Here is a 21,557-nt window from a genome sequence, read left to right as displayed (position 1 = left end):
CGCGCCTATGGCGATTTCGTCGAGATGGCGAAGCGCGAGGCACGGCTGAAGAACGGCATCGAGGCGGTCGCCATCGTCACACCCAACCACATGCACTATCCGGTGGCGCGCGAATTCCTGAAGCGCGGCATCCACGTGATCTGCGACAAGCCGCTCACCTCGACGCTGCCCGATGCGCGCAAGCTGGCCAAGGCCGCGGAAAATTCCGGCGCGCTGTTCGTGCTGACGCACAACTATACCGGCTACCCAATGATCCGGCAGGCCCGCGAGATGGTGGCCAGCGGTGAACTGGGCAAGATCAGGCTCGTCCAGGTGGAATATGCGCAGGACTGGCTGTCGGAGCCGCTGGAAAAGACCGGCTCGAAACAGGCCGGCTGGCGCACCGACCCGGCGCAAACCGGCGCCGGCGGCTCGACCGGCGATATCGGCACCCATGCCTTCAACCTGGCGAGTTTCGTTTCGGGCCTCGAACTGGAGCAGCTTTGCGCCGATCTCGACAGCTTCGTCGAGGGACGGCAGGTCGATGACAACGGCCATGTGCTGATGCGTTTTTCAGGCGGAGCCAAGGGCATGCTGTGGTGCAGCCAGGTCGCGCCAGGCAACGAAAACGCATTGAAGCTGCGCATCTATGGCGAAAAAGCCGGACTGGAATGGGCCCAGGAAGACCCGAACTATCTCTGGTACACGCCGCTCGGCGAGCCGAAGCGCCTGCTCACCCGCAATGGCGCGGGCGCGACCGAGGTCGGCCAGCGGGTCAGCCGCGTGCCGGGTGGTCATCCGGAAGGCTATCTGGAAGGTTTCGCCAACATCTACACGGAAGCGGCGCTCGCCATCGCGGCGCATCGCGAAGGTAAGCCCGTTCCCGGCGAGGTTACCTTCCCCGGTATTGCCGAGGGTGTCGCGGGCGTCGCTTTCGTGACCGCCTGCGTCGATTCCTCGAAGCGCGGCGGAAACTGGGTCAGTTTCGGCAATTACGTGAAGACGTGAGCGTACTAAATAATGCAAACATCCCTTACGCAGGAGGGTATCCCGCGCTTCGGTCGCCGCGAGATAAAAAAAGAAATCAAGACCGCTCAGTGGACGTTTGGTTTATCGCGAATTGGCCAAGGCGCGGCCACAACAAGTACGACTTATAGATTGGATGGCAAATCTCGGGCGTCGGAAACGGATTAATGTAATTCGTATCAGAGTTTCCATTTTTGGCACAAAGCGGACGCACTGCAGCCGAATGCGGAATGTCCGTTATCTGCCCCATTCCAGACGGAAGCTAACGCACAAAATTGGCTTGTCTCGAGCCTCTGCATAACACTGGAAGGTGTGACCTAAGGATCATCGGACGAGTTCCTCACTGAACTTACATGGAGTTTTCTTGCGGGAGCTCTTGCATCGACATGGAAGATCTCTCTCAGTATCCTGAATACGGTGAAGGGTTGGTGCCGGATCGCTGTCGTAGGATATAAGCCGTATGAAATCGATCCAAGCCCACTCATTCACTGTGAGGCTAACCCTACCGTGCTCTGGGACATTGCGTATTGAGAGGGCCGAATTCATTTCCCGAAAATTCCTCTGATTGCCAAACGTCTTTTCGCGGTCAGCGTTGGATCGCTATTCCCTGATGCCTTCCGGATTTCCTCCAACCAGGCGACTTCGTTACGGCTGACGACCGTTCCAAAAATCTGTTGGATAGCTGATGCAGTGGTGTCGCCATCCAATTGTTCGAGGGCGAGCTTGAACAACAGTGCTGGATCGCAGTCCAGCGCCTTTGCCAATCCGGTAACACGATCAAGTGGAAGCTTATTGGATCCGTTCTTGAACATCGACAGCATGTTCGGCTGGACGAAGCCAGCCTCGGTTGCGATCTGCAGTTGCGACTTTTTGGGCTTCAACTCCAGGATTCGCTTCTCCAGGAATGCTGCCAGGCGGGTGTCGGCATATGGCCGACCTGCTCGTTTCTTCATTTCACGCGGACTCCGCTTGCTGCAGCGATGCACGATTGCGTCGCTTGATTTCGATATAGCAAGGGGTCGACGGGGAGTTTCTGGGAAGTTTGCGGCCGAGCATATCGATGTTAGGAGACACAGTCAGCTGAGCCGATAAGCCGTCTGCTTTGGAAGCTGTTATGACAAGCAGCGAAGTGCTCCAGGTTCAGTGAACCAACCGGGAACTACGTAAATGCCTGATAAGTCCTTGAAAGGAATGGTGGGCGGTACTGGGATTGAACCAGTGACCCCTACGATGTCAACGTAGTGCTCTCCCGCTGAGCTAACCGCCCGTCCAGAGCCGCGCATACACCACAAGAGGCGCGGCCGGTCAATAGCCGGAATGTCACATAATGAAGGGCTGTGACGAAGCGGTCAGGCGGCCTTGATCATCTTGTCGACCTCGGTCACGAGTTCGCGCAGGTGGAAGGGTTTCGAAAGGACCTTGGCGTCCCTGGGTGCGTTCGAATCCGGGTTGAGCGCGACGGCTGCGAAGCCGGTGATGAACATCACCTTGAGATCGGGATCGAGTTCGGTGGCGCGGCGCGCCAGTTCGATGCCGTCCATCTCGGGCATGACGATATCGGTCAGGAGAAGCGTGAACGGTTCCTCACGCAGGCGCTCATAGGCGCTCGCACCGTTGTCGTAATCGATTACCTGGTAGCCGGCCTTTTCAAGCGCCTTGACGAGAAAGGCGCGCATGTCGTTGTCGTCTTCGGCGAGAAGAATGCGGTTCATGGTTTTTCCGTTCGCTGCGCCGCGCGGCGGGCGGCATGGTATCTCAACGCCCCAGTCATTACCGGACGCGGTAAATATCGGGTTTATTTCAGGCCGAATTCGCTTCTTAACGCAAGAGTTTTCGCCATTGCGCGTGACGCTTGAGGCTGGACAGGGGCCGGTCCGCCTGTCAAAAATTCAGAAAGCCGAAGGGAATCAGCGAGGCAATCCGGCACGCATCATGTTCAGCGCCCCCGATTTTTCGGAGCATCCGGCCTTCGAGGTCCGGGCGCCCGCCGATCAGAGAGTTCCCTTCGTTTTCAATTCGCCGCATAGCGGCCGTTTCTACCCGCCCCGCTTTCTCCGGATGACCCGACTCGATTCCGTTGCGATACGGCGGTCGGAGGACTATTTCGTCGATGAGCTGTTCTCGGGCGCCGTTCCACTCGGCGCGCCAATGCTGATGGCGCATTTTCCGAGAGCTTATCTGGACGTCAATCGCGAGCCCTACGAGCTCGACCCGCGAATGTTCGCTGACCGGGTACCGCCCTTCGCGAATTCGCGGTCGATCCGCGTCGCCGGTGGCCTCGGGACGGTCCCGCGGGTCGTTTCGGAAGGCACCGACATCTATTCGTCGCGTATTCCCGTTGCGGAAGCGCAGACACGCATCGCCAATATCTACAAGCCCTATCACCAGACCCTGCGCGATTTGCTGGCGCAGACGCATCGCCGCTTCGGTTTTGCCGTGCTGATCGACTGCCACTCGATGCCGGCGTCCGTGCGCTACGGTCCGGAAGGTATTCGCCCGGATTTCATCATTGGCGATCGGTTCGGAACAAGCGCCAGCCGTGCGCTGAGCGAAGCGGCGGCGGAGATCCTGACGGGCATGGGATATCTGGTGACAGCCAACAAGCCTTATGCCGGCGGGTTCATCACCGAGCATTACGGCCGTCCGCTCAAGGGGCTGCACGCCTTGCAGATCGAGGTCAATCGCGGACTTTACATGGACGAGCTGACGATCACCAAGAAGCCGTCCTTCCATCTGCTGCAGGAGGATCTCGCCGCTTTCGTCGCCCAGCTGATGGCGCTGCCGGACAGCCATTTCTTCGACTATTCAATCGCAGCGGAATAGCCGCGAAAAAAAGGCCGCATCGAAAGCGACGCGGCCAAAGTCTAGGGAGGAAACGCCCAAGGAGGGCGCGGCAGCAAGCTGCCAGGACCGAGAGTATGCTGCGTTGCACAATTGTCAATGTGCGCTGCCGCATTTTTTCAGTTATCGCTTGAGTCTTTTGCTGAATTTCCCCACAAAGCGGCCATGAGTACACAATCTCTCCCCGATGTTGCTTTCCTGCAACGGCTCGCCGACGCGGCTGCCGCCGAAACGCTGCCGCTTTTCCGCAGCGCGTCACTTGTCGAGAACAAGGAACAGGACGGATTCGACCCGGTGACGGCGGCCGACAAGCAGGCCGAGGCCGCGATTCGCGCCGTGATCGAAGAGGTGTTTCCCGACCACGGGATTATCGGCGAGGAACATGGCTCGGTGCGCCAGGACGCCTCGCATGTCTGGATCATCGATCCGATCGACGGCACACGGGCCTTCATTTCGGGCCTGCCCGTCTGGGGCACGCTGGTGGGTCTGCGCGTCGACGGGGTGGCGCGCGCCGGTTTCATGTCGCAACCCTATACGGGCGAGTTTTTCGTCGCCGATGGCGAGAAGAGCATGCTGATCCGCAAGGGGGAGGAGCCGGTCCGGCTTTCCACGCGCAAGCGCCACACGATTTCCGAGGCGACGTTGTTCACGACAACCCCGGCCTTGTTTGCAACCGGGACCATGCGCGATGCCTGGGACAGGCTGGAAAGCAAGGTGCGGTTACCGCGCTACGGGACGGATTGCTACGCCTTCGCGATGGTCGCGGCCGGATTTGCGGATATTGTCGTCGATCCGGGGCTGAAGACCTATGACATCGCCGCGCTGATCCCGCTGATCGAGCAGGCCGGCGGGGTCGTGACGACCATGCAGGGTACCAATGCCGTCCATGGCGGCGATATCGTCGCGGCGGCGACGCCAGAGCTTCACGCGGCGACGCTCGACATCCTCAATCGCTGAACCTTTCGAACATCGTCGGGCCGGAGCCGGGCACGAAGGCGAGGAAGGCGGCCATGAACTGCTCGCGATAGACATCGGCTTCCTGCAGGATTTCGTGGCGGGCGCCGTCGATGGTCAGCAAAGACGCTGAGCGCAAATAGATCGTCAGAAGCCGGATCGCATCGTTCGAGACAATGCCTTCGTCTCCCGCCATCATGACGAGTGTCGGGATAACCGTTTGCGCGAGGTGCGCCGGATCGTCGATCCGGTCGATGGCGTCGAAAACCGCGGCGGTCCAGGCGGCGGACGGTCCGCCAAGCGCGAGTTCCGGATAACGAATCGGTATCGAGATGTTGCGCGCATAGCGATGCGCATCGCTGGTGACCTGGTTTGCCTCGAAGGGCTTGCGCATGCGCCTGGCCGAACCGCCGGCGACATGCATGTTCCCGAGGCCCAGGAAACTCAGCGATTTGGTCACGGCGCGCATCGTCCAGTTCTGCAACTGTGAGGCGGGCAGGCCGAGAAAGGGCGCCATTAGCACCATGCGCTGGATCCGATTGACCATGATCGGCGCGGCGTAAAGCGCGACCAGCGCGCCGGTGGAATGGGCGAGGATGAAGTGAGGCGGTCGGCAATCCGGCAAGGCAACCTGCGTGAAGATCGTTTCGAGATCCGTCGCATATTGATCGAAACTGTCGACATAGCCGGCGTCGCCGCGGCTGAAGAAGCGCGTGGAACGGCCCTGTCCGCGCCAGTCGAAAGCGGTAACGTCGAACCCTGCAGCGACCAGGTCGCCGATCGTCTCGAAATATTTTTCGATCGATTCATTACGCCCCTGCAACACGATCACTGTTCCCTTGACCGGGTGCTTCGTCGTCCTGAAGACGGCGTAGCGGATCGAGAAGCCGTCAGGCGTCTGCACGAAGCCATCCGAATGGATGTCGGGATTGGGGTTGTGTTCGGAGAGCCGGAGTTCGGTCATGGGTCGCGGGCAATGGTTGCAAGCGGCGGCCCGCCGCTTCGGTTGGGGACGATTGATAGGAGCCGCCCGCGCAAAGGTCAAAGAAAAACCGGGAGCGTCTGTGCGACGCTCCCGGCGATGTGACCGGACTGGAAGGGACGATGCAGCCCGGTCAACCCGGATTTCCGTCAGCGGATGCCGAAGGAATAAGAGAAGTTGCCGTTACCGCCACGGAAGACGAACCCCGGACGATGGCCGCCGCGCAGGACGTGGCGCGAGAGCACGCGGCCGCTGCGTCCATCGACGACGAGGCGGACAGGTCCGCGATAGCCGCGCGCGAGCAGCACGTAGTCACCGCGCACGAGGCGCATGTTGCGGATGTTGCGGAACCCCTGGCGGTGCAGATGGCGCTTGATGACGTGGCGCGGCATGATGCGGTGATGGCCGCGCTGCGCGTTATTGTGGCCGCGATGGCCGACGAGCTCGACTTTTGCGGTCGATGCCGTGTCGGCTGCCGGTGCATTGACCGTGGGCATGGCGGAAGCGCCCGCGAGTGTGCCCATGGAAAGCATGGCGGCGAGAGCGGTCGTTGCGAAAGCGTTTTTCATGTCGTGTCTCCTGGTTCCCGGCGTCTTCTCCCGATTTCGGGCGACACCTCTCTTCGACGATGGAGACACAATCGCATCCGTCACCTGAACCGGGACGGAAGGCTTCGTTCATCTGGCGTTCATCTGAATGGGGTGGCGGGTTTGGGAAACTCTTGAACCGCATTTGTGCAATCACCAAATAGGTGATGCGGACGCCGGTAACGGGTTCGCTGGCGTTGGGACCGTGCCTGTTCAGGGCGGCCGGAAACGTCAAACGCAATCACAGTCGCTCATTGAAGGAGGACCATTATGCGTCACGTCGACTATTCACCCCTTTTCCGTTCCACCGTTGGATTCGACCGTCTTTTCTCGATGCTGGACACGCTTGCCCAGCCGGAAAACAACGGACAGACCTATCCGCCCTACAATATTGAGCGGACCGGAGAGAACTCCTATCGCGTCACCATGGCCGTCGCGGGCTTTTCCGAGGACGACCTGACGATCGAGGCGCGTTCCAACGTGCTGACCGTCGCTGGCGCGAAGCCGGAGGAAAGCACCGAAGAGAAGCGCGAATTCCTGCATCGCGGCATTGCCTCGCGTGCTTTCGAACGTCGCTTCCAGCTTGCCGACCATGTCGAGGTCAAGGCAGCCGAACTCCGGAACGGCCTGCTTCACATCGATCTCGAGCGTGAAATTCCCGAAGCCATGAAGCCGCGCAAGATCGCGATCAGCAACGGCAAGGAAAACGGCAAGCAGATCGAAGCCAAGGCCGTCAACTAAGGCGCCTTTCCGAAAGGCCTGTTTTCGCCAACACGTCCCCCGCCCCGGGCCCTCCCTGCCGGTGCGCGCGACGCGGAAAAGGCGGGGGAGACCCCGCCTTTTTTCATGTCTTCTTTTGTGCGGGTTCGCTCAGCTGAACCGGCGGCTGAGCAGGTGATCGAGCGACAGTTTTCCGGGGCCGTTGACGACGATCATCAACAGAACGAACACCCACAGCATGCGCTGGTCGAAGATGATGGCGTCGGGCAGCCGGTCGAACATCGAGCCGACAAATTTCGCGCCGAGCTGGTGGAATGCAACATCGACATAGCTCTGGACGCAGATGAAGACGATCATGCCGAGCGCGGCAATGCGTGAGAACAGCCCGGCCACGATCAGCAATGGCAGCAGGATTTCCGTCCAGGTGCCGAGCAACACGATAACGTGCCACGGGAAGAAGGGGATCGCCGCCGGCTCGAACCCGTATTGTTCCATCAAGGGCGGCAGGATCGCCGCATAGGCACCGACCGTCGGATTCATAAATCCGAACACACCGTCTCCCAACTTGTTCCACCCCGAATTCAGATAATACAGCAGCAGAAGGCTGGCGAAGGCGAAGCGCGCGGCAAAGCCGTTGAACCAGCCGTCGAGCAAGGCCTCGATCCGCGAAAATACCGTGTGATGCAGCCGGACCAAACCGGCGACCGGTCCGGAGCGGGCGTTGTCGCGCAGGCGTGTGGCATCGGTGATGTCGGTCATAGTGCTTTCCGTTCAGGTCTGCTCGGTTGTCACGGACAGGAATGCGCCGGTGGCGAACATGCCGCCGATCGCCTCGTTGATGTCGAACGCGGATGAAGCCCGGGCTCCGGCCTCCGCGGCGTCGCCGAGGCAATCGCCGGCGATCAGGCTGGCGAAGAACGCGCCGTGGCCTTGCGGCAGTCCCGTGACGGTCACGTCCATGCCGGGCCGGGTGACAAGCACATCCTGGGGCCGTGTGACGTCGATACGGCCGATGGTCTCCCGATTGCGATTGGCGTCGAATATGTCGAATGCGGCGTAAGGCGACCGGATCAGGCCGGTGGCCGGATGCGGCTTGAACATCGCGCCCTCCAGGTCCTCGGGCGCAATCTTTGCGAGTGCCTGCGGGTCCAGCGGTTCCAGATCGGCGGCGTGATAGGCCGTCAGCCAGGCGCGCTCCACACGTGCGACGTCGGCGAGATACGGCATGCGACGGGCATGTTCGAAATGTTCGATAAAGGCCGGGAAGTCATGTCCATAGAGAAACAGCAACGGCGAGACGGGCGGATGGGCGCGGACGAATTCGCGCGCCATGTCGCGAAACAGCGTCTCGCCCGTGATGCGCATGACGGCCGGGAAAATGTCCGCCAGCGCATTGATCAGGCTGACGGTGACGTTGTTGCGGTAGACGTTGAATCGCTTCACGGCCTGCTTGCCGCGCGGTCCTTCGACCGTCGCCGGTTTTTCGCGCACCGGATCGAGAATCGCGGCGCGGAAGCCGGCGGCGTTGAGGTCGGATTTCTCAGGCGCCGACTGCATGGCTCTTGCCCATCAAGAAGGAATGCGCTGCCTCGTCGAGGATTCGATCGGCGGCGGCAGCCTCGGCACGCAGGATCGGCCAGTCCGGCAGGTCGGAATCCCATTCGACCAGGGTCGGGATCGGCCCGGACTGCCTGATGACGATCGAATAGAGATCCCACACCGAGTCCGCGACGGGGGCGTCATGGCTGTCGATGAGCAGCGGCTCGCCCTCGTCATCCTCCTGGACAGCATGACCGGCAAGATGGATCTCTCCGACATGCTCCATCGGGTAGTCCATCAGGTAGGACATTGGCGAAAAGCCGTGATTGGTGGCCGAGACGAAGACGTTGTTGACGTCGAGCAGCAGGCCGCACCCGGTGCGGCGCACGATCTCGCGAATGAAATCAGTCTCGTTGAGGGTCGAGTTTTCGAAGACGACATAGGTCGACGGGTTTTCCAGCAGCATCTGCCGGCCGATGACATCCTGCATGCGGTCGATGTGGCTGCAGACATGGTTCAGCGTCTCTTCCGTATAGGGGAGCGGCAGCAGGTCGTTCATGAACACCTCGTCATGGGTGGACCATGCGAGATGTTCGGAGACCAATGCGGGTTCATAGCGGTCGACAAGTGCCTTGAAGCGGGCGAGGTGATCCTCGCTCAGCGGCTGGGGGCCGCCGATGGACATGCAGACGCCATGCAACGAGAGCGGAAAATCCTGTCGGACACGCTCCAGGGCACGATGCGGAAAGCCGCCATCGCCCATGTAGTTCTCGGCATGCACCTCGACGAACCCGACCGGATCGGGGTCGGCGAGGATGGCGTCCAGATGGGTGTGTTTGAAGCCGACCCCGGCCAAAGCCGGGATACGGGCTGTGTGTGCTGCAAACCGGAACGTGCCTGCGGCAGGGGGACGGGCCGCGGACGCTCCGTGATTCAGGGAAGTCGGGGTCATGGCATCATCTCCGGTTTGCGGTGTTACAGGCAGTCCTCAGGACGGCATGTCGCGCTCGAGCGGCTCCAGCGAACCCATGCGCTCGCCCGGCAGTTCCATCGATGCGCAGCTGCCTTCCTCGACATACTTCCAGGCGTTGCCCTGGTAATCGACGGTAGACGTGCCCTGGCAGGTCGTGCCCGGACCGGCGGCGCAATCGTTCTGGCCGGCCATGGCGACGCCGTAGCACTTGACGTTTGCGGCGGCGGCATCGGTCGCGGTGACGAGTTGGGCGCCAGAAATGGCGGCCGCGACGGCACCGGCTAGAACTGCTCCGCTGAACGCGGTCTTGGTTGCTTTGGTCATGTGAGACTCCTCTGAAGGTCGTTGGCCGGACAGGTCAGTCGCCCGGTGACGGCAGGAGTCGCAGAGACATCGATCAATAGGAAATCAACGCGTCGTTATTCGACGTCACTTCCGTGTGAGAAACAGTTGATGGGGATCTTTTCGAAACGAGAAAAGCAGCTGCGGGCTGCGAGGCTTGAACGCCCGGATGCGATCGGGGCGACGAAGCATTCGCCGACTGCTAGGCTGGTCGCCGTTGCATTCTGGTACATGTGATCATGACGACCGTAGCGGTCGCGAGCGCGGTTTACGGGAGGAGCGGAATGAGCAAATCGTTCGAAGACATTGCAATGATGCCGATCGGACGGGTCAGCGGCGGGCGCGTGGAAGCCACCAAGGACTATTGGGGCAACAATCGTGCGACCATCGTCCTGCGCGACGATCTGCTGGCTCCGGATGCGCTGAACGGGCTCGATGCGCATTCACATATAGAGGTGGTGTTCCACTTTCATATCGATGCGGACGAACCGTCGGAAGCTGGAGCACGACACCCGCGCGGCCGGGCAGACTGGCCGGTCGTCGGGATTTACGCCCAGCACGGCCGCATGAGGATCAACCGGATCGGGGTCAGTATCTGCCGGCTGCTCGGCGTGAACGGTCTGGAGGTCGAGGTGGAAGCGCTGGATGCGATCGACGGAACACCGGTGCTCGACATCAAGCCGGTCTGGTCCGGCTACCGCCCGCGCGGCGAATTTCGCGAACCCGAATGGGCGCGGGAAATCATGGCCAGTTACTGGGAATGACGCCCTCGCTGCGAAAGGATGTAATCGAATTCACGCCTTTTGGGACATATTCGACCAATTGGCGCGGGATTTTTTTGCATTTGCATCTTGAGAAAATTTTCGCTATCTGCCATAAGAATAAGACAGCATTGCTGTCCTATTTTGCATTTCGGATCTAACGGCATGGATAATTCCGTTTGATCCATATACGCGTCTGCAAGCGCAGGGCGCCGATCCGATCCTGACGAGCGGCTATCCGATCCCACCGGCGCAAACCGGCGAGGGATCGGAGCGCCGCCTGACCGGGAGGATGGCAGGGCGCGCCCGAAATGCTAGACAGGACCGATAACCGCGCCAGGTGCGCAGAGACGGAGGATTGAGCGATGAAGAGGATCACTGGATCCGAACCCGCCGGACCGGGCAGTGCGGCAGGACCGAGAGCCGGAACGTCGCGCAAGACCGCATACGGCCTTCCGGCAGCACAGGGGCTTTACGATCCGCGCAAGGAACATGACGCCTGCGGTGTCGGCTTCATCGCGCATATGAAGGGCGAGAAATCGCACTCCATCGTTTCCAGCGGTCTCGCCATGCTGGAAAATCTCACCCATCGCGGCGCAGTGGGCGCCGATCCGCTGATGGGCGACGGCGCCGGTATGCTGGTGCAGATTCCGGACGCGCTGTTCCGCGAAGAATGGGCGGCGAAGGGCGTGGAGTTGCCGCCCGTCGGCGACTATGCGGTCGGACATTTTTTCCTTCCGCAGGAAGATGATCTGCGCGCGCATATCGAAAACATCATCACGGAAGTGGTCGCCGCCGAAGGGCAGACGCTGATCGGCTTCCGCGATGTGCCGGTCGACAATTCCTCGCTTTCCAAGGCGCCCGACATCGTCGCGACCGAACCGGTGCACCGTCAGGTCTTTATCGCGAAGGCCGAGGGCCTGGAGGCCGGCGACGAATTCGAGCGCCGGCTGTTCATCCTGCGCAAGGTGATTTCGAGCCGTATCCATTCGGAGACTGAAGGCCGCGACAACGGCTTTTATCCGGCGTCGCTGTCTTCGCGCACCATCGTCTACAAGGGCATGTTCCTGGCCTACCAGGTCGGCGCCTATTACAAGGACCTGCTCGACGAGCGTTTCGTTTCGGCGCTGGCGCTTGTCCATCAGCGCTTCTCGACCAACACCTTCCCGTCCTGGAAGCTGTCGCATCCCTACCGGATGGTCGCGCATAATGGCGAGATCAACACGTTGCGCGGCAACGTGAACTGGATGGCCGCGCGCCAGGCGTCTGTGAAATCCGAACTGTTCGGCGACGAGATCGGCAAGTTGTGGCCGATTTCATACGAAGGCCAGTCGGACACCGCCTGTTTCGACAATGCGCTCGAGTTCCTGTTCCAGGGCGGTTATTCGCTCGCGCATGCGGTCATGATGCTGATCCCGGAAGCGTGGGCCGGCAACCAGTTGATGGATGAGAAGCGCAAGGCCTTCTACGAATACCATGCCGCGCTGATGGAGCCGTGGGACGGCCCGGCGGCGGTTGCCTTTACCGACGGCCGCCAGATCGGCGCCACGCTCGACCGCAACGGCCTGCGTCCGGCGCGCTACATCGTCACCGACGACGACCTCGTCATCATGGCGTCCGAAGCCGGCGTGATCACCGTGCCGGAAGAAAAGGTCGTGACCAAGTGGCGGCTGCAGCCCGGCAGGATGCTGCTGATCGACATGGAAGAGGGCCGCATCGTTTCCGACGAGGAAATCAAGCGGCAGATGGCGGAGATGCTGCCCTACAGGAAATGGCTGGAAAACACCCAGCTTGTCCTCGAGGAACTGAAGCCTGTTGCGCCACGCGCCCTGCGCGAGGATGTCAGCCTGCTCGATCGCCAGCAGGCCTTCGGCTATTCCCAGGAAGACACGCGCATCCTGATGGCGCCGATGGCGACGACCGGCCAGGAAGCGATCGGCTCGATGGGGACCGATACGCCGATTTCGGCGATGTCGAACAAGTCGAAGCTGCTCTACACCTATTTCAAGCAGAACTTCGCGCAGGTCACGAACCCGCCGATCGATCCGATCCGCGAGGAACTGGTGATGAGCCTCGTCTCGTTCATCGGTCCGCGTCCGAACATCTTCGATCTGGAGGGATTGTCGCGGCGCAAGCGTCTCGAAGTGCGCCAGCCGATCCTGACCAATGGCGATCTCGAAAAGATCCGCTCCATCGGTCACACCGAGGAGCTGTTCGACACGAAGACGCTCGACACGACCTATGACAGCGACGAGAGCGCCGACGGCATGGCCGTGGCGGTCGAGCGGCTGTGCCGGCGCGCCGAACAGGCCGTGCATGGCGGCTACAACATCATCGTTTTGTCCGACCGCCAGATCGGCGCCGACCGCATCGCGATCCCGGCATTGCTGGCGACCGCGGCCGTGCATCATCATCTGATCCGCAAGGGCCTCCGCACGTCGGTCGGTCTCGTGGTGGAATCGGGCGAACCGCGCGAAGTGCATCATTTCTGCTGCCTCGCCGGATACGGTGCGGAAGCGATCAACCCCTATCTCGCCTTCGATACGCTGCTCGACATGCATTCCAAGGGCGAGTTTCCGCCGGAGGTCGACCGCTACGAAGTGGTTCACCGCTACATCAAGTCGATCGGCAAAGGCATCCTGAAGGTGATGTCCAAGATGGGCATCTCGACCTATCAGTCCTATTGCGGCGCGCAGATTTTCGATGCCGTGGGCCTTTCGAGCGAACTGGTCGGCAAGTATTTCACCGGCACCGCCACGACCATCGAGGGCATCGGTCTTGCCGAGGTCGCCGAGGAAACCGTGCGCCGTCACCGCTCGGCGTTTTCCAACGATCCGGTGCTGATCAATGCGCTGGAAGTCGGTGGCGAGTACATGTATCGCGTGCGCGGTGAAGAGCACGTCTGGACTCCGGACGCCGTCGCCACGCTGCAGCACTCGGTGCGCCAGAATCTGCCCGAGAAATTCCGTGAATTCTCGGCCCAGGTCGATGCCGAGGCACGAAACGCGAAGTCGATCCGGGGCCTGTTCCATATCAAGATGGCCGAGGAGACGGGCCGCGTACCGGTCGCCATCGACGATGTCGAACCGGCATCCGAGATCGTCAAGCGGTTCTCGACCGGGGCGATGAGCTTCGGCTCGATCAGCCGTGAGGCGCACACCACGCTGGCGCGCGCCATGAACCGGATTGGCGGCAAGTCGAATACCGGCGAGGGCGGCGAGGAGCCGGATCGCTTCCATCCGCTTCCCGACGGGACCGCGAACCCGGAGCGTTCGGCGATCAAGCAGGTCGCTTCCGGCCGGTTCGGCGTGACGACCGAATATCTCGTCAATTCGGACATGATCCAGATCAAGGTCGCCCAGGGCGCCAAGCCCGGCGAGGGCGGCCAGTTGCCCGGCCACAAGGTCGATGCGACCATCGCCAAGACCCGGCATTCGACGCCCGGCGTCGGCCTGATCTCGCCGCCGCCGCACCATGACATCTATTCGATCGAGGATCTGGCTCAGCTCATCTACGATCTGAAGAACGTCAATTCGGCAGCCGACATCTCGGTCAAGCTGGTGTCGGAAGTCGGTGTCGGCACGGTTGCGGCCGGTGTCGCGAAGGCGCGCGCCGATCACATCACGATTTCCGGTTATGATGGCGGGACCGGCGCGTCTCCGCTGACCTCGCTGAAGCACGCCGGTTCGCCCTGGGAAATGGGCCTTTCGGAAACCCACCAGACGCTTGTCCTCAACGGTCTGCGCAGCCGCGTGGCACTGCAGGTCGATGGCGGGCTTCGTACCGGCCGCGACGTGGTGATCGGTGCGCTGCTCGGCGCCGACGAGTTCGGTTTCTCGACTGCTCCGTTGATCGCGGCGGGCTGCATCATGATGCGCAAGTGTCACCTCAACACCTGCCCGGTGGGCGTGGCGACGCAGGACCCTGTCTTGCGCAAGCGCTTCAAGGGTACGCCGGAACACGTCATCAACTACTTCTTCTATGTTGCCGAGGAAGTGCGGGGCCTGCTTGCAGCCTTGGGTTACACGAAGCTCGACGACATCATCGGCGAAACCGGCCTCCTCGGACAGGAAGCGCTGATCGAACACTGGAAGGCGCGGGGGCTCGATTTCACCCGCGTGTTCCACAAACCCGAAGCCGAGAAGCACGAGATTTACTGGACCGAGCGCCAGAAGCATCCCATCGACGACATTCTCGACCGCAAGCTTATCGCGGAGGCCATGCCTGCGCTCGAAACGAAGCAAGCCGTTCGCATCGAAACGCCGATCCACAACACGGACCGGTCGGCGGGCGCCATGCTTTCCGGTGAACTTGCCAGGCGATACGGTCACAAGGGGCTCCCGGACGAGACCATCCATGTCGAACTGCACGGCACGGCTGGGCAGTCCTTCGGCGCGTTTCTCGCCAACGGCATCACCTTCGACCTGATCGGTGACGGCAACGACTATGTCGGCAAGGGTCTGTGCGGCGGTCGGTTGATCGTTCGTCCGCCCGAAAACACGGGAATCGTGCCGGAAGAATCGATCATCGTCGGCAACACGGTGCTGTACGGCGCCATCCAGGGTGAAGCCTATTTCCGGGGCGTCGCGGGCGAACGTTTCGCGGTGCGCAACTCCGGCGCGGCGGCGGTCGTCGAAGGCGTGGGCGACCATGGCTGCGAATACATGACCGGTGGCGTCGTCGTCGTGCTCGGTCAGACCGGACGGAACTTCGCGGCTGGCATGTCGGGCGGCGTCGCCTATGTGCTGGACGAGGACGAGACCTTTGAGACGCGCTGCAACATGGCGATGGTGGAGCTGGAACCTGTTCCCGAAGAGGACGATATCCTCGAGAAGCTGCACCATCACGGCGGCGATCTGATGCACAAGGGCCGTGTCGACGTGTCCGGCGACATGACACGCCACGACGAGGAACGGTTGCTGCAACTGATCTCCAACCACCGGCTGCTGACCGGGTCCGCGCGGGCGGCGCATATCCTGGAAAACTGGGAAAGCTTCCGTCCGAAGTTCCGCAAGGTCATGCCGGTCGAATATCGGCGCGCGCTTGAGGAAATGGAGCGCATGCGGATGAACGTGGCGGCGGAGTAACGGCGATGATCATCTCGACGACCAACACGATTGAAGGCAAGCGGATCACCGACTATCGGGGAGTGGTGACCGGCGAGGCCATTCTCGGCGCCAATATCTTCCGGGATTTCTTCGCCGGAATCCGGGATATTGTCGGCGGGCGCTCCGGCGCCTACGAGAAATCGCTGCGCGAGGCGCGTGGAATCGCGCTTTCCGAAATGGAGGACGAAGCCCGCCGTGTCGGCGGCAATGCCGTCATCGGCGTCGACCTCGATTATGAAAACATCGCGGCCGGTAGCGGTTCGATGCTGATGGTTTCGGCATCGGGCACTGCGGTCGTCATCGAATAGGTCCTGGACAGATTATGGGCAAGGTAACGGGTTTTCTCGAGATCGACCGGCATACGCCGAAATACCAGCCGGCGTCCGATCGCATACGTCATTTCAAGGAATTCACCATTCCGCTCGAAGACGGCGAAGTGGCCAAGCAGGCTGCGCGCTGCATGGATTGCGGCATTCCGTTCTGCCACGGACCGACGGGCTGTCCGGTCAACAACCAGATCCCGGACTGGAACGACCTCGTCTACAATGGCGACTGGGATTCCGCGATCCGGAATCTGCATTCCACCAACAATTTCCCCGAGATCACCGGCCGCATCTGTCCCGCGCCCTGCGAGGAAGCCTGCACGCTGAATCTCGAGGATATTCCCGTCGCCATCAAGACCGTGGAGCAAGCGATCGCCGACAAGGCGTATGAGAACGGCTATGTCGCGCCACAGCCTCCGGTCCACAAAACCGGCCGAAAGGTCGCCGTCATCGGCTCCGGCCCTGCCGGCCTCGCCGGGGCCCAACAGCTCGGTCGCGCCGGCCATGAAGTGCATGTTTTCGAACGTGAAAGCGCGCTGGGCGGGCTGATGCGTTACGGCATTCCCGATTTCAAGATGGAAAAGCACTATATCGATGCCCGCGTGAAGCAGATGGAGGGCGAAGGCGTTTCCTTCCATGTCAACGTCAATGTCGGTGTCGACAAGACGGTGGCCGAACTGGACGCGGAATTCGACGCGGTGCTTTATTGCGGCGGTTCGGAAAAGCCGCGCGAAGCGGGCATTCCGACCAATGAACTCGCCGGTATCCACCCGGCGATGAACTATCTCGTGCAGCAGAACAAGCGCGTCGCGCATGAGAGCATTTCATCGGTCGCGTGGAATTCGGATCCGATCCTTGCGAGCGGCAAACATGTGGTTGTCGTTGGCGGCGGCGACACCGCGTCGGACTGTGTCGGAACCGCTTTCCGCCAAGGCGCGGTGAGGGTGACGCAGCTCGATATCCGCCCGCAGCCGCCCGAGAAGGAAGACAAGCTCGCTGTGTGGCCCTATTGGGCGACGAAGATGCGAACCTCGTCCAGTCAGGCGGAGGGCGCCCAGCGCGAATTCCAGGTGGCGACTCTCGAATTCGTCGGTGAAAACGGACAGCTCACGCATGTGAAGTGCTGCGAGGTCGATGAATCGCGCAAGCCGGTGGCCGGCACCGAATTCTTCATCCGGGCCGATCTGGCCTTCATCGCCATCGGCTTTTCCGGCCCGCTGGAAGACGGCATCCTGGCCGAGCTTGGCGACGGACTCAAGATCGATGTCGATCGCCGCGGCGGTACGTCGGTGCATGCGGATGACCAGGACTACAAGACCACCATCGACAAGTTCTTTGCCGCCGGCGATGCCCGGCGCGGTCAGTCGCTTGTCGTCTGGGCGATTCGGGAAGGCCGGCAGGCCGCCCGTTCGATCGACGAGTTCCTGATGGGATCGACCACCCTGCCGCGATAAAGGCCGGAAAATTTCGCGGACCGGATTGACTTAGCGCAAAGCGGGCTTGCCCGAACGCGCAGACATTCCCCCTGTGGAATATGACACAGGGGGTTTTTTATGTTCGCTCTCCTTCTCGCCGCTTATCTGCTGACAGCGCCGACGCTGATGGGAATCATCGTGATCGCGCTGCTCAGCGCCGACATGTTCTCAGCGCAGTATATCGGGTATGCCGCAATCGCCGGTGCGGTTCTGGCGCTTCCCGTCGCGTGGCTGCTTTCGCGCAAGCTCGAGCACATTTTCGACGGCCGCCGGCAAGGCTGACATTTCATCGGTCGCCTGATCCGAAAGGTTCAAGCGACCTGTGAATGGCGTATCGGAACGGTTGACCGCATCGTCGCGATGCGGCATCGGTGGGCCAGTTTCTCCCAAAGGTCAGGAGCCTGCCAATGTCCGACGTGAACGGCGTCGCCCGTGATCAATTGCGTGCCTTCATCGAGCGTATCGAACGCCTCGAAGAGGAAAAGAAATCCATCGCCGATGACATCAAGGATGTCTATGCGGAAGCCAAGGGCACGGGTTTCGACACCAAGGTGCTGCGCAAGGTCGTCACGATCCGCAAGCAGGACCAGAACGAGCGCATGGAGCAGGAAGCCGTGCTCGATCTTTATCTGCATGCCCTCGGCATGGTTCCCGCCCCCGACGAGGAGTAGTCACCGACCCGGTGAAATGACGGAAGCGATTCCCTTTGCCGCTGAAACGGCCTAGGGTTCTCCGTCATGGAAAACACGCTGGAAGAGGTCCATCACGCCGTTCCGCTCGTCGATATTGCGAGTGTGATCGTGATTGCGGTCCTGGCCGGCCTTGGGCTGATGCGCCTGCGCCAGCCGCCGCTGGTGGGCTTCATTCTTGCCGGCGTCATCATGGGGCCGACCGGTTTCGGCCTGATCGGCTCCAACGAAAATGTTTCCCTCCTCGCCGAGATGGGGGTTCTTGTCCTCCTGTTCTTCATCGGCACCGAATTGTCGCTGAAGGCTTTTGTCGCGACCCTCAAGCCGGCGGTCATCGTTGCCGCCGGACAGTTGCTAGCCGCGCTTGCTATCGGCGCCGGCATCGCATGGCTGGTCGGATCGACGGTGGCCGAGGCGGTTATCCTCGGTTTCATCATCGCCTTGTCCAGCACAGTCGTCGCGATGAAGATGCTCGAGGATACGGGCGCACTTCGTCGATTGCCGGGGCGGATTACCGTCGGCGTGCTGATCGCCCAGGATATCGCCGTGGTGCCGATGTTGATCCTTGTCTCGTCCTTTGGCGGGGCGGGGGCGAATGCAGGCGAACTGGTGATCAAGATCGCGGTTGCCGTCGGGCTGCTCGGCGTCCTGCTCTGGTGGCTCGGACGGAGCGCGAAACTCAAGATACCCTTCACTGACGAAGTCGCGGATAATGTCGAACTGCTGGCGCTCGGTTCGCTCGCAGTCTGTTTCGGCGCGGCGGCGCTGTCCGGCGTGGTCGGCCTGTCACCCGCTTATGGCGCGTTCGTCGCCGGCCTCGTGATCGGAAACTCGACGCTGCGCAACAAGGTCATCCCTGTGATCGAGCCGATCCAGAGCGTGCTGCTGGTCGTCTTCTTCCTGTCCATCGGGCTTCTGATCGACCTCGACTACATCCGCGATCATCTCGGCGTGGTGCTCGCGGCTGCCCTCTTCGTGGTTGCGGTCAAGACCATCCTGAACATCTTCCTTCTTCGCATCGCCGGGTTCGATAGGGAGACCGCGCTTGTCGGCGGCCTGTCCATGGCCCAGATCGGCGAATTCTCCTTCGTTCTCGCAGCTGCCGGATTTGCCGCAGGGGCGCTCGGAGCGGATATTTATCGCCTGTCCATTGCCGTCACGGCGATTACGCTCCTGTTCTCTCCCGCATGGATGGCAGTGATGCACCGGGTCGAGGCGATTGCGATGGAAAACTACTCGTCCTACCGCGCTGCGCTCTCGGAGGCCTATGCCGCCGAGATCGGTAATGTGGAGGAGGGGATGTGGTGGCTGAAAGTGCGCTATCGCGCCGGCCGCATCGCACGGCGCAAAACGAAGGCGGCAGCGAGCAGACGAAATGTCTCATCCGCGGTGGCGGAGGCCGAGCCGGTCGGGCCGCTGGCGGATATCGATACAGCGAAGAAGGGCTGAGCCCGGATCAGTTGGTGGCGGGGATCTTCAGCGTCAGTGGCTGGCCGTCGCCACCCTTGCCGCCCTGGAATTTCGCCACGGCGAGGAAGGTGACCGCGTTTCCGGAGAAGCGGCGCGGATCGGGGGCGGCGGTTCTGGAAAAGCCTTTCGTGTAGACCGTTGTCGGCGCTTCGCGCAGCGCGTTCTGGATGAAGGCCGGGCGTTCCGTCAGGCGACCGTGATCGGTGACCGAGAGTTGTGCCGTGGTCCAGGTTCCATAGCGCGCCGGGTCGATCTGGTCCGCCGGTACGAGCCGGGAGGCGGCTGCGTTCTGCGTGGAAGCGGTGTGAAGGCTGGGACGCGGCGCTTTCAGGGTCGTCTCGACACCTGTGTCGTAGACGGGAGCAGCCTTTTCGCCTGGCGTGACGGCTTCGATGGAGGCTCGTTGCGGGCTTTGCGGTACGGGAAGCGCGGCGACCTCGATTTTCGGGCCCGCAAGCCGTTCCGGGCGCGGCGCGGAGGTGGGAAGCGGAATATCGAGCGCCGCGAGGTCGAGATCGGCCTTGCGCGCCGAGTTGATCAATTCCTCCACCTCGTCGGCAGATGCACGCGCGTTGGTCGCGCCGTTCAGCGCGGCCTCGATATCGGCGGCGGAGCGGCGCGTGGAAGCGGGTTCGCGCTGCAGGCTGGCGACCTGTACGCCCGGGCGAGGACGCGGTGTCGGAACCGACGGGGCGGCGTCCGGCTGGACCAGTGCCGTTGCCGTCGGGATGTTGGCCGGGGGAACGGGTGCAGCGGGCGCCTCGGCGAGCCTTTCGACCGCGGTTTCGGCTGCGGCGAGCGGAATGGCGGGCTCGGGTCGCGGAGCAAATTGCGGCAAGGGCATTTCGCGCGGGACCAGCGCCGCCATGAGGCTCCCGGGTGTTTCGCGAACCGGTGCGGGAGCGCTGGGCTGTGGTGTCGCGCGGCGCGGCGTTGGAGCTGCCGGTGCGGCATCACGGTCGTCGTTTCCGCCGCCGCCGAAAAGGCCGGCCAGCAATCCGCCGCCTCCTCCGCCGCTACGTCCGCCCGAAACGATTGCCGTCGCCTGGCCCTTGCGCTTGCGTTCCTTGTAGGCGGCGAGCGCCTGATTGTAGCCGGGCAGGGGCTTGCCGTCGGGCGGCAGGTGCAAGGTTCCCCCCTTGGGGAATACCCGGGTTAGCTCCGAACGGCTCATGCGTGGCCATGCGCGGACGCTGCCGGTATCGAAATGCACGAAAGGAGAGCCGGATTTCGGATAGTATCCGACGCCGCCGCCCTGAAGCTTGAAGCCGATCTCGCGCAGCTTGGAGAGCTTGACGCCGGGGATATAGAAATCCATCGCCTTGCCGACCATGTGCTGGCTTTTCTTGGCCTGACCGCCGCGGGTCCGGCGCAGCATCTCGTTGGTCGCCGGCGAACGGTAGGCAGAGACGACGTGGATATAATCCCTTGCGCCTGACATCTGATAGGCTTCCCAGATGATGTCGAAGAGCTGAGGGTCCATCTTCGTCGGTTCGTTACGGCGCCAGTCGCGCAAGAAGCGATTAAGCTTGTTAAGCCCGCTCTGGATATAGCGCCCGTCCTTCTTGAAGGTGATCTCGGCGCGTTCCTTGGTATGAATGTAGTAGAGTTTCAGCGTGCGCGTTTCGGCCTGCGCAGCGGCGAATGCCGTCAACATGAGGGGCAAAGCCAGACAAGACATGACCGCCGCGTGCCAGAACGCACGCGCGACCCAGCGACAGGGCCTTGCCGCCTGATTTGTCTTCCGGAACCTCAAAACACATCAACCTGTAAAAACAGCAACGCCCC

General features: G+C 61.8%; 20 protein-coding genes and 1 tRNA gene. 11 read left to right on the top strand and 10 right to left on the bottom strand.

Going from position 1 to position 21,557, the window contains the following annotated elements:
* Window positions 1-987, top strand: a 987-nt coding sequence (locus LC343_RS05535; protein ID WP_223476078.1) for a Gfo/Idh/MocA family protein, incomplete at its 5' end; no start/stop codon positions are given.
* A gap of 560 nt (window positions 988-1,547) precedes the next feature.
* On the opposite strand, the gene LC343_RS05530 is transcribed toward LC343_RS05535, so the two are convergent.
* The 3 genes from LC343_RS05530 to cpdR all read right to left on the bottom strand — a co-directional run bounded on the left by LC343_RS05530 (window position 1,548) and on the right by cpdR (window position 2,717).
* Window positions 1,548-1,958: a helix-turn-helix domain-containing protein gene (locus tag LC343_RS05530; RefSeq protein ID WP_223476077.1), complete on the bottom strand. Its 411-nt coding sequence runs from the start codon at window positions 1,956-1,958 to the stop codon at window positions 1,548-1,550.
* A 239-nt stretch (window positions 1,959-2,197) separates the two neighbouring features.
* Window positions 2,198-2,272 (bottom strand) — tRNA-Val (locus tag LC343_RS05525).
* An 82-nt stretch (window positions 2,273-2,354) separates the two neighbouring features.
* Window positions 2,355-2,717 (bottom strand): cell cycle two-component system response regulator CpdR, encoded by a 363-nt coding sequence (gene cpdR, locus LC343_RS05520; protein WP_223476076.1) that lies wholly within the window; start codon window positions 2,715-2,717, stop codon window positions 2,355-2,357.
* 220 nt (window positions 2,718-2,937) lie between these two features.
* Here cpdR and LC343_RS05515 point away from each other — a divergent pair, with 220 nt between their 5' ends.
* Complete coding sequence (locus LC343_RS05515) at window positions 2,938-3,828, top strand: N-formylglutamate amidohydrolase (RefSeq protein WP_223476075.1); 891 nt, start codon at window positions 2,938-2,940, stop codon at window positions 3,826-3,828.
* A gap of 183 nt (window positions 3,829-4,011) precedes the next feature.
* Window positions 4,012-4,803: a histidinol-phosphatase gene (gene hisN / locus LC343_RS05510; RefSeq protein WP_223476074.1), complete on the top strand. Its 792-nt coding sequence runs from the start codon at window positions 4,012-4,014 to the stop codon at window positions 4,801-4,803.
* On the opposite strand, the gene LC343_RS05505 is transcribed toward hisN, so the two are convergent.
* Window positions 4,793-5,764 (bottom strand): alpha/beta fold hydrolase, encoded by a 972-nt coding sequence (locus LC343_RS05505; RefSeq protein WP_223476073.1) that lies wholly within the window; start codon window positions 5,762-5,764, stop codon window positions 4,793-4,795. The two genes, hisN and LC343_RS05505, sit on opposite strands and share 11 nt — an antisense overlap.
* A gap of 167 nt (window positions 5,765-5,931) precedes the next feature.
* The gene (locus LC343_RS05500) at window positions 5,932-6,351 is read right to left on the bottom strand and encodes a hypothetical protein (protein WP_223476072.1); all 420 of its coding nucleotides are present in this window, start codon (window positions 6,349-6,351) and stop codon (window positions 5,932-5,934) included.
* 288 nt (window positions 6,352-6,639) lie between these two features.
* On the opposite strand from LC343_RS05500, the gene LC343_RS05495 reads away from it, so the two are divergent.
* Window positions 6,640-7,110, top strand: a complete 471-nt coding sequence (locus LC343_RS05495) for an Hsp20 family protein (protein WP_223476071.1) — start codon at window positions 6,640-6,642, stop codon at window positions 7,108-7,110.
* A 129-nt stretch (window positions 7,111-7,239) separates the two neighbouring features.
* On the opposite strand, the gene LC343_RS05490 is transcribed toward LC343_RS05495, so the two are convergent.
* From LC343_RS05490 to LC343_RS05475, 4 genes are read right to left on the bottom strand one after another with little or no spacing between them, the layout of a single operon-like run.
* Entirely contained in the window at window positions 7,240-7,848 is a 609-nt protein-coding gene (locus tag LC343_RS05490; protein ID WP_223476070.1) for a DoxX family protein, read from the bottom strand.
* A gap of 12 nt (window positions 7,849-7,860) precedes the next feature.
* The gene (locus tag LC343_RS05485; RefSeq protein ID WP_223476069.1) at window positions 7,861-8,646 is read right to left on the bottom strand and encodes an HvfC/BufC N-terminal domain-containing protein; all 786 of its coding nucleotides are present in this window, start codon (window positions 8,644-8,646) and stop codon (window positions 7,861-7,863) included.
* Window positions 8,630-9,580, bottom strand: a complete 951-nt coding sequence (bufB, locus tag LC343_RS05480; RefSeq protein WP_223476068.1) for an MNIO family bufferin maturase — start codon at window positions 9,578-9,580, stop codon at window positions 8,630-8,632. Before bufB ends, LC343_RS05485 begins: the two co-directional genes overlap by 17 nt.
* 36 nt (window positions 9,581-9,616) lie before the next feature.
* Window positions 9,617-9,925 carry a BufA1 family periplasmic bufferin-type metallophore gene (locus LC343_RS05475; protein ID WP_223476067.1) on the bottom strand — a complete coding sequence of 103 codons (309 nt, stop codon included), beginning with the start codon at window positions 9,923-9,925 and terminating at the stop codon, window positions 9,617-9,619.
* Window positions 9,926-10,227: 302 nt separating this feature from the next.
* Between LC343_RS05475 and LC343_RS05470 the strand changes: the two genes are divergently transcribed.
* The 7 genes from LC343_RS05470 to LC343_RS05440 all read left to right on the top strand — a co-directional run bounded on the left by LC343_RS05470 (window position 10,228) and on the right by LC343_RS05440 (window position 19,748).
* Window positions 10,228-10,707: an SAM-dependent methyltransferase gene (locus LC343_RS05470; RefSeq protein WP_223476066.1), complete on the top strand. Its 480-nt coding sequence runs from the start codon at window positions 10,228-10,230 to the stop codon at window positions 10,705-10,707.
* Between the two features lie 371 nt (window positions 10,708-11,078).
* Window positions 11,079-15,791: a glutamate synthase large subunit gene (gltB, locus tag LC343_RS05465; protein WP_428982510.1), complete on the top strand. Its 4,713-nt coding sequence runs from the start codon at window positions 11,079-11,081 to the stop codon at window positions 15,789-15,791.
* Between the two features lie 5 nt (window positions 15,792-15,796).
* A complete protein-coding gene (locus tag LC343_RS05460) occupies window positions 15,797-16,120 on the top strand; it encodes a heavy metal-binding domain-containing protein (protein ID WP_223476064.1) in 324 nt (107 codons plus the stop codon).
* 14 nt (window positions 16,121-16,134) lie between these two features.
* Window positions 16,135-17,589, top strand: coding sequence for a glutamate synthase subunit beta (locus LC343_RS05455; protein WP_223476063.1), 1,455 nt, complete (start codon window positions 16,135-16,137; stop codon window positions 17,587-17,589).
* 99 nt (window positions 17,590-17,688) lie between these two features.
* Window positions 17,689-17,892 (top strand): hypothetical protein, encoded by a 204-nt coding sequence (locus tag LC343_RS05450; RefSeq protein ID WP_223476062.1) that lies wholly within the window; start codon window positions 17,689-17,691, stop codon window positions 17,890-17,892.
* 125 nt (window positions 17,893-18,017) lie between these two features.
* Window positions 18,018-18,281 (top strand): DUF2312 domain-containing protein, encoded by a 264-nt coding sequence (locus LC343_RS05445; RefSeq protein ID WP_223476061.1) that lies wholly within the window; start codon window positions 18,018-18,020, stop codon window positions 18,279-18,281.
* Window positions 18,282-18,347: 66 nt separating this feature from the next.
* Window positions 18,348-19,748: a cation:proton antiporter gene (locus LC343_RS05440; RefSeq protein WP_223476060.1), complete on the top strand. Its 1,401-nt coding sequence runs from the start codon at window positions 18,348-18,350 to the stop codon at window positions 19,746-19,748.
* 7 nt (window positions 19,749-19,755) lie between these two features.
* On the opposite strand, the gene LC343_RS05435 is transcribed toward LC343_RS05440, so the two are convergent.
* Entirely contained in the window at window positions 19,756-21,450 is a 1,695-nt protein-coding gene (locus tag LC343_RS05435; protein ID WP_487345352.1) for a peptidoglycan L,D-endopeptidase MepK, read from the bottom strand.
* Window positions 21,451-21,557: the final 107 nt, after the last annotated feature.

Source organism: Oricola indica (assembly GCF_019966595.1).
Taxonomy (GTDB): Bacteria; Pseudomonadota; Alphaproteobacteria; order Rhizobiales; family Rhizobiaceae; genus Oricola; species Oricola indica.
Note: the sequence above shows the minus strand (reverse complement) of the source record. Positions and strands in the feature narration are given on the sequence as shown.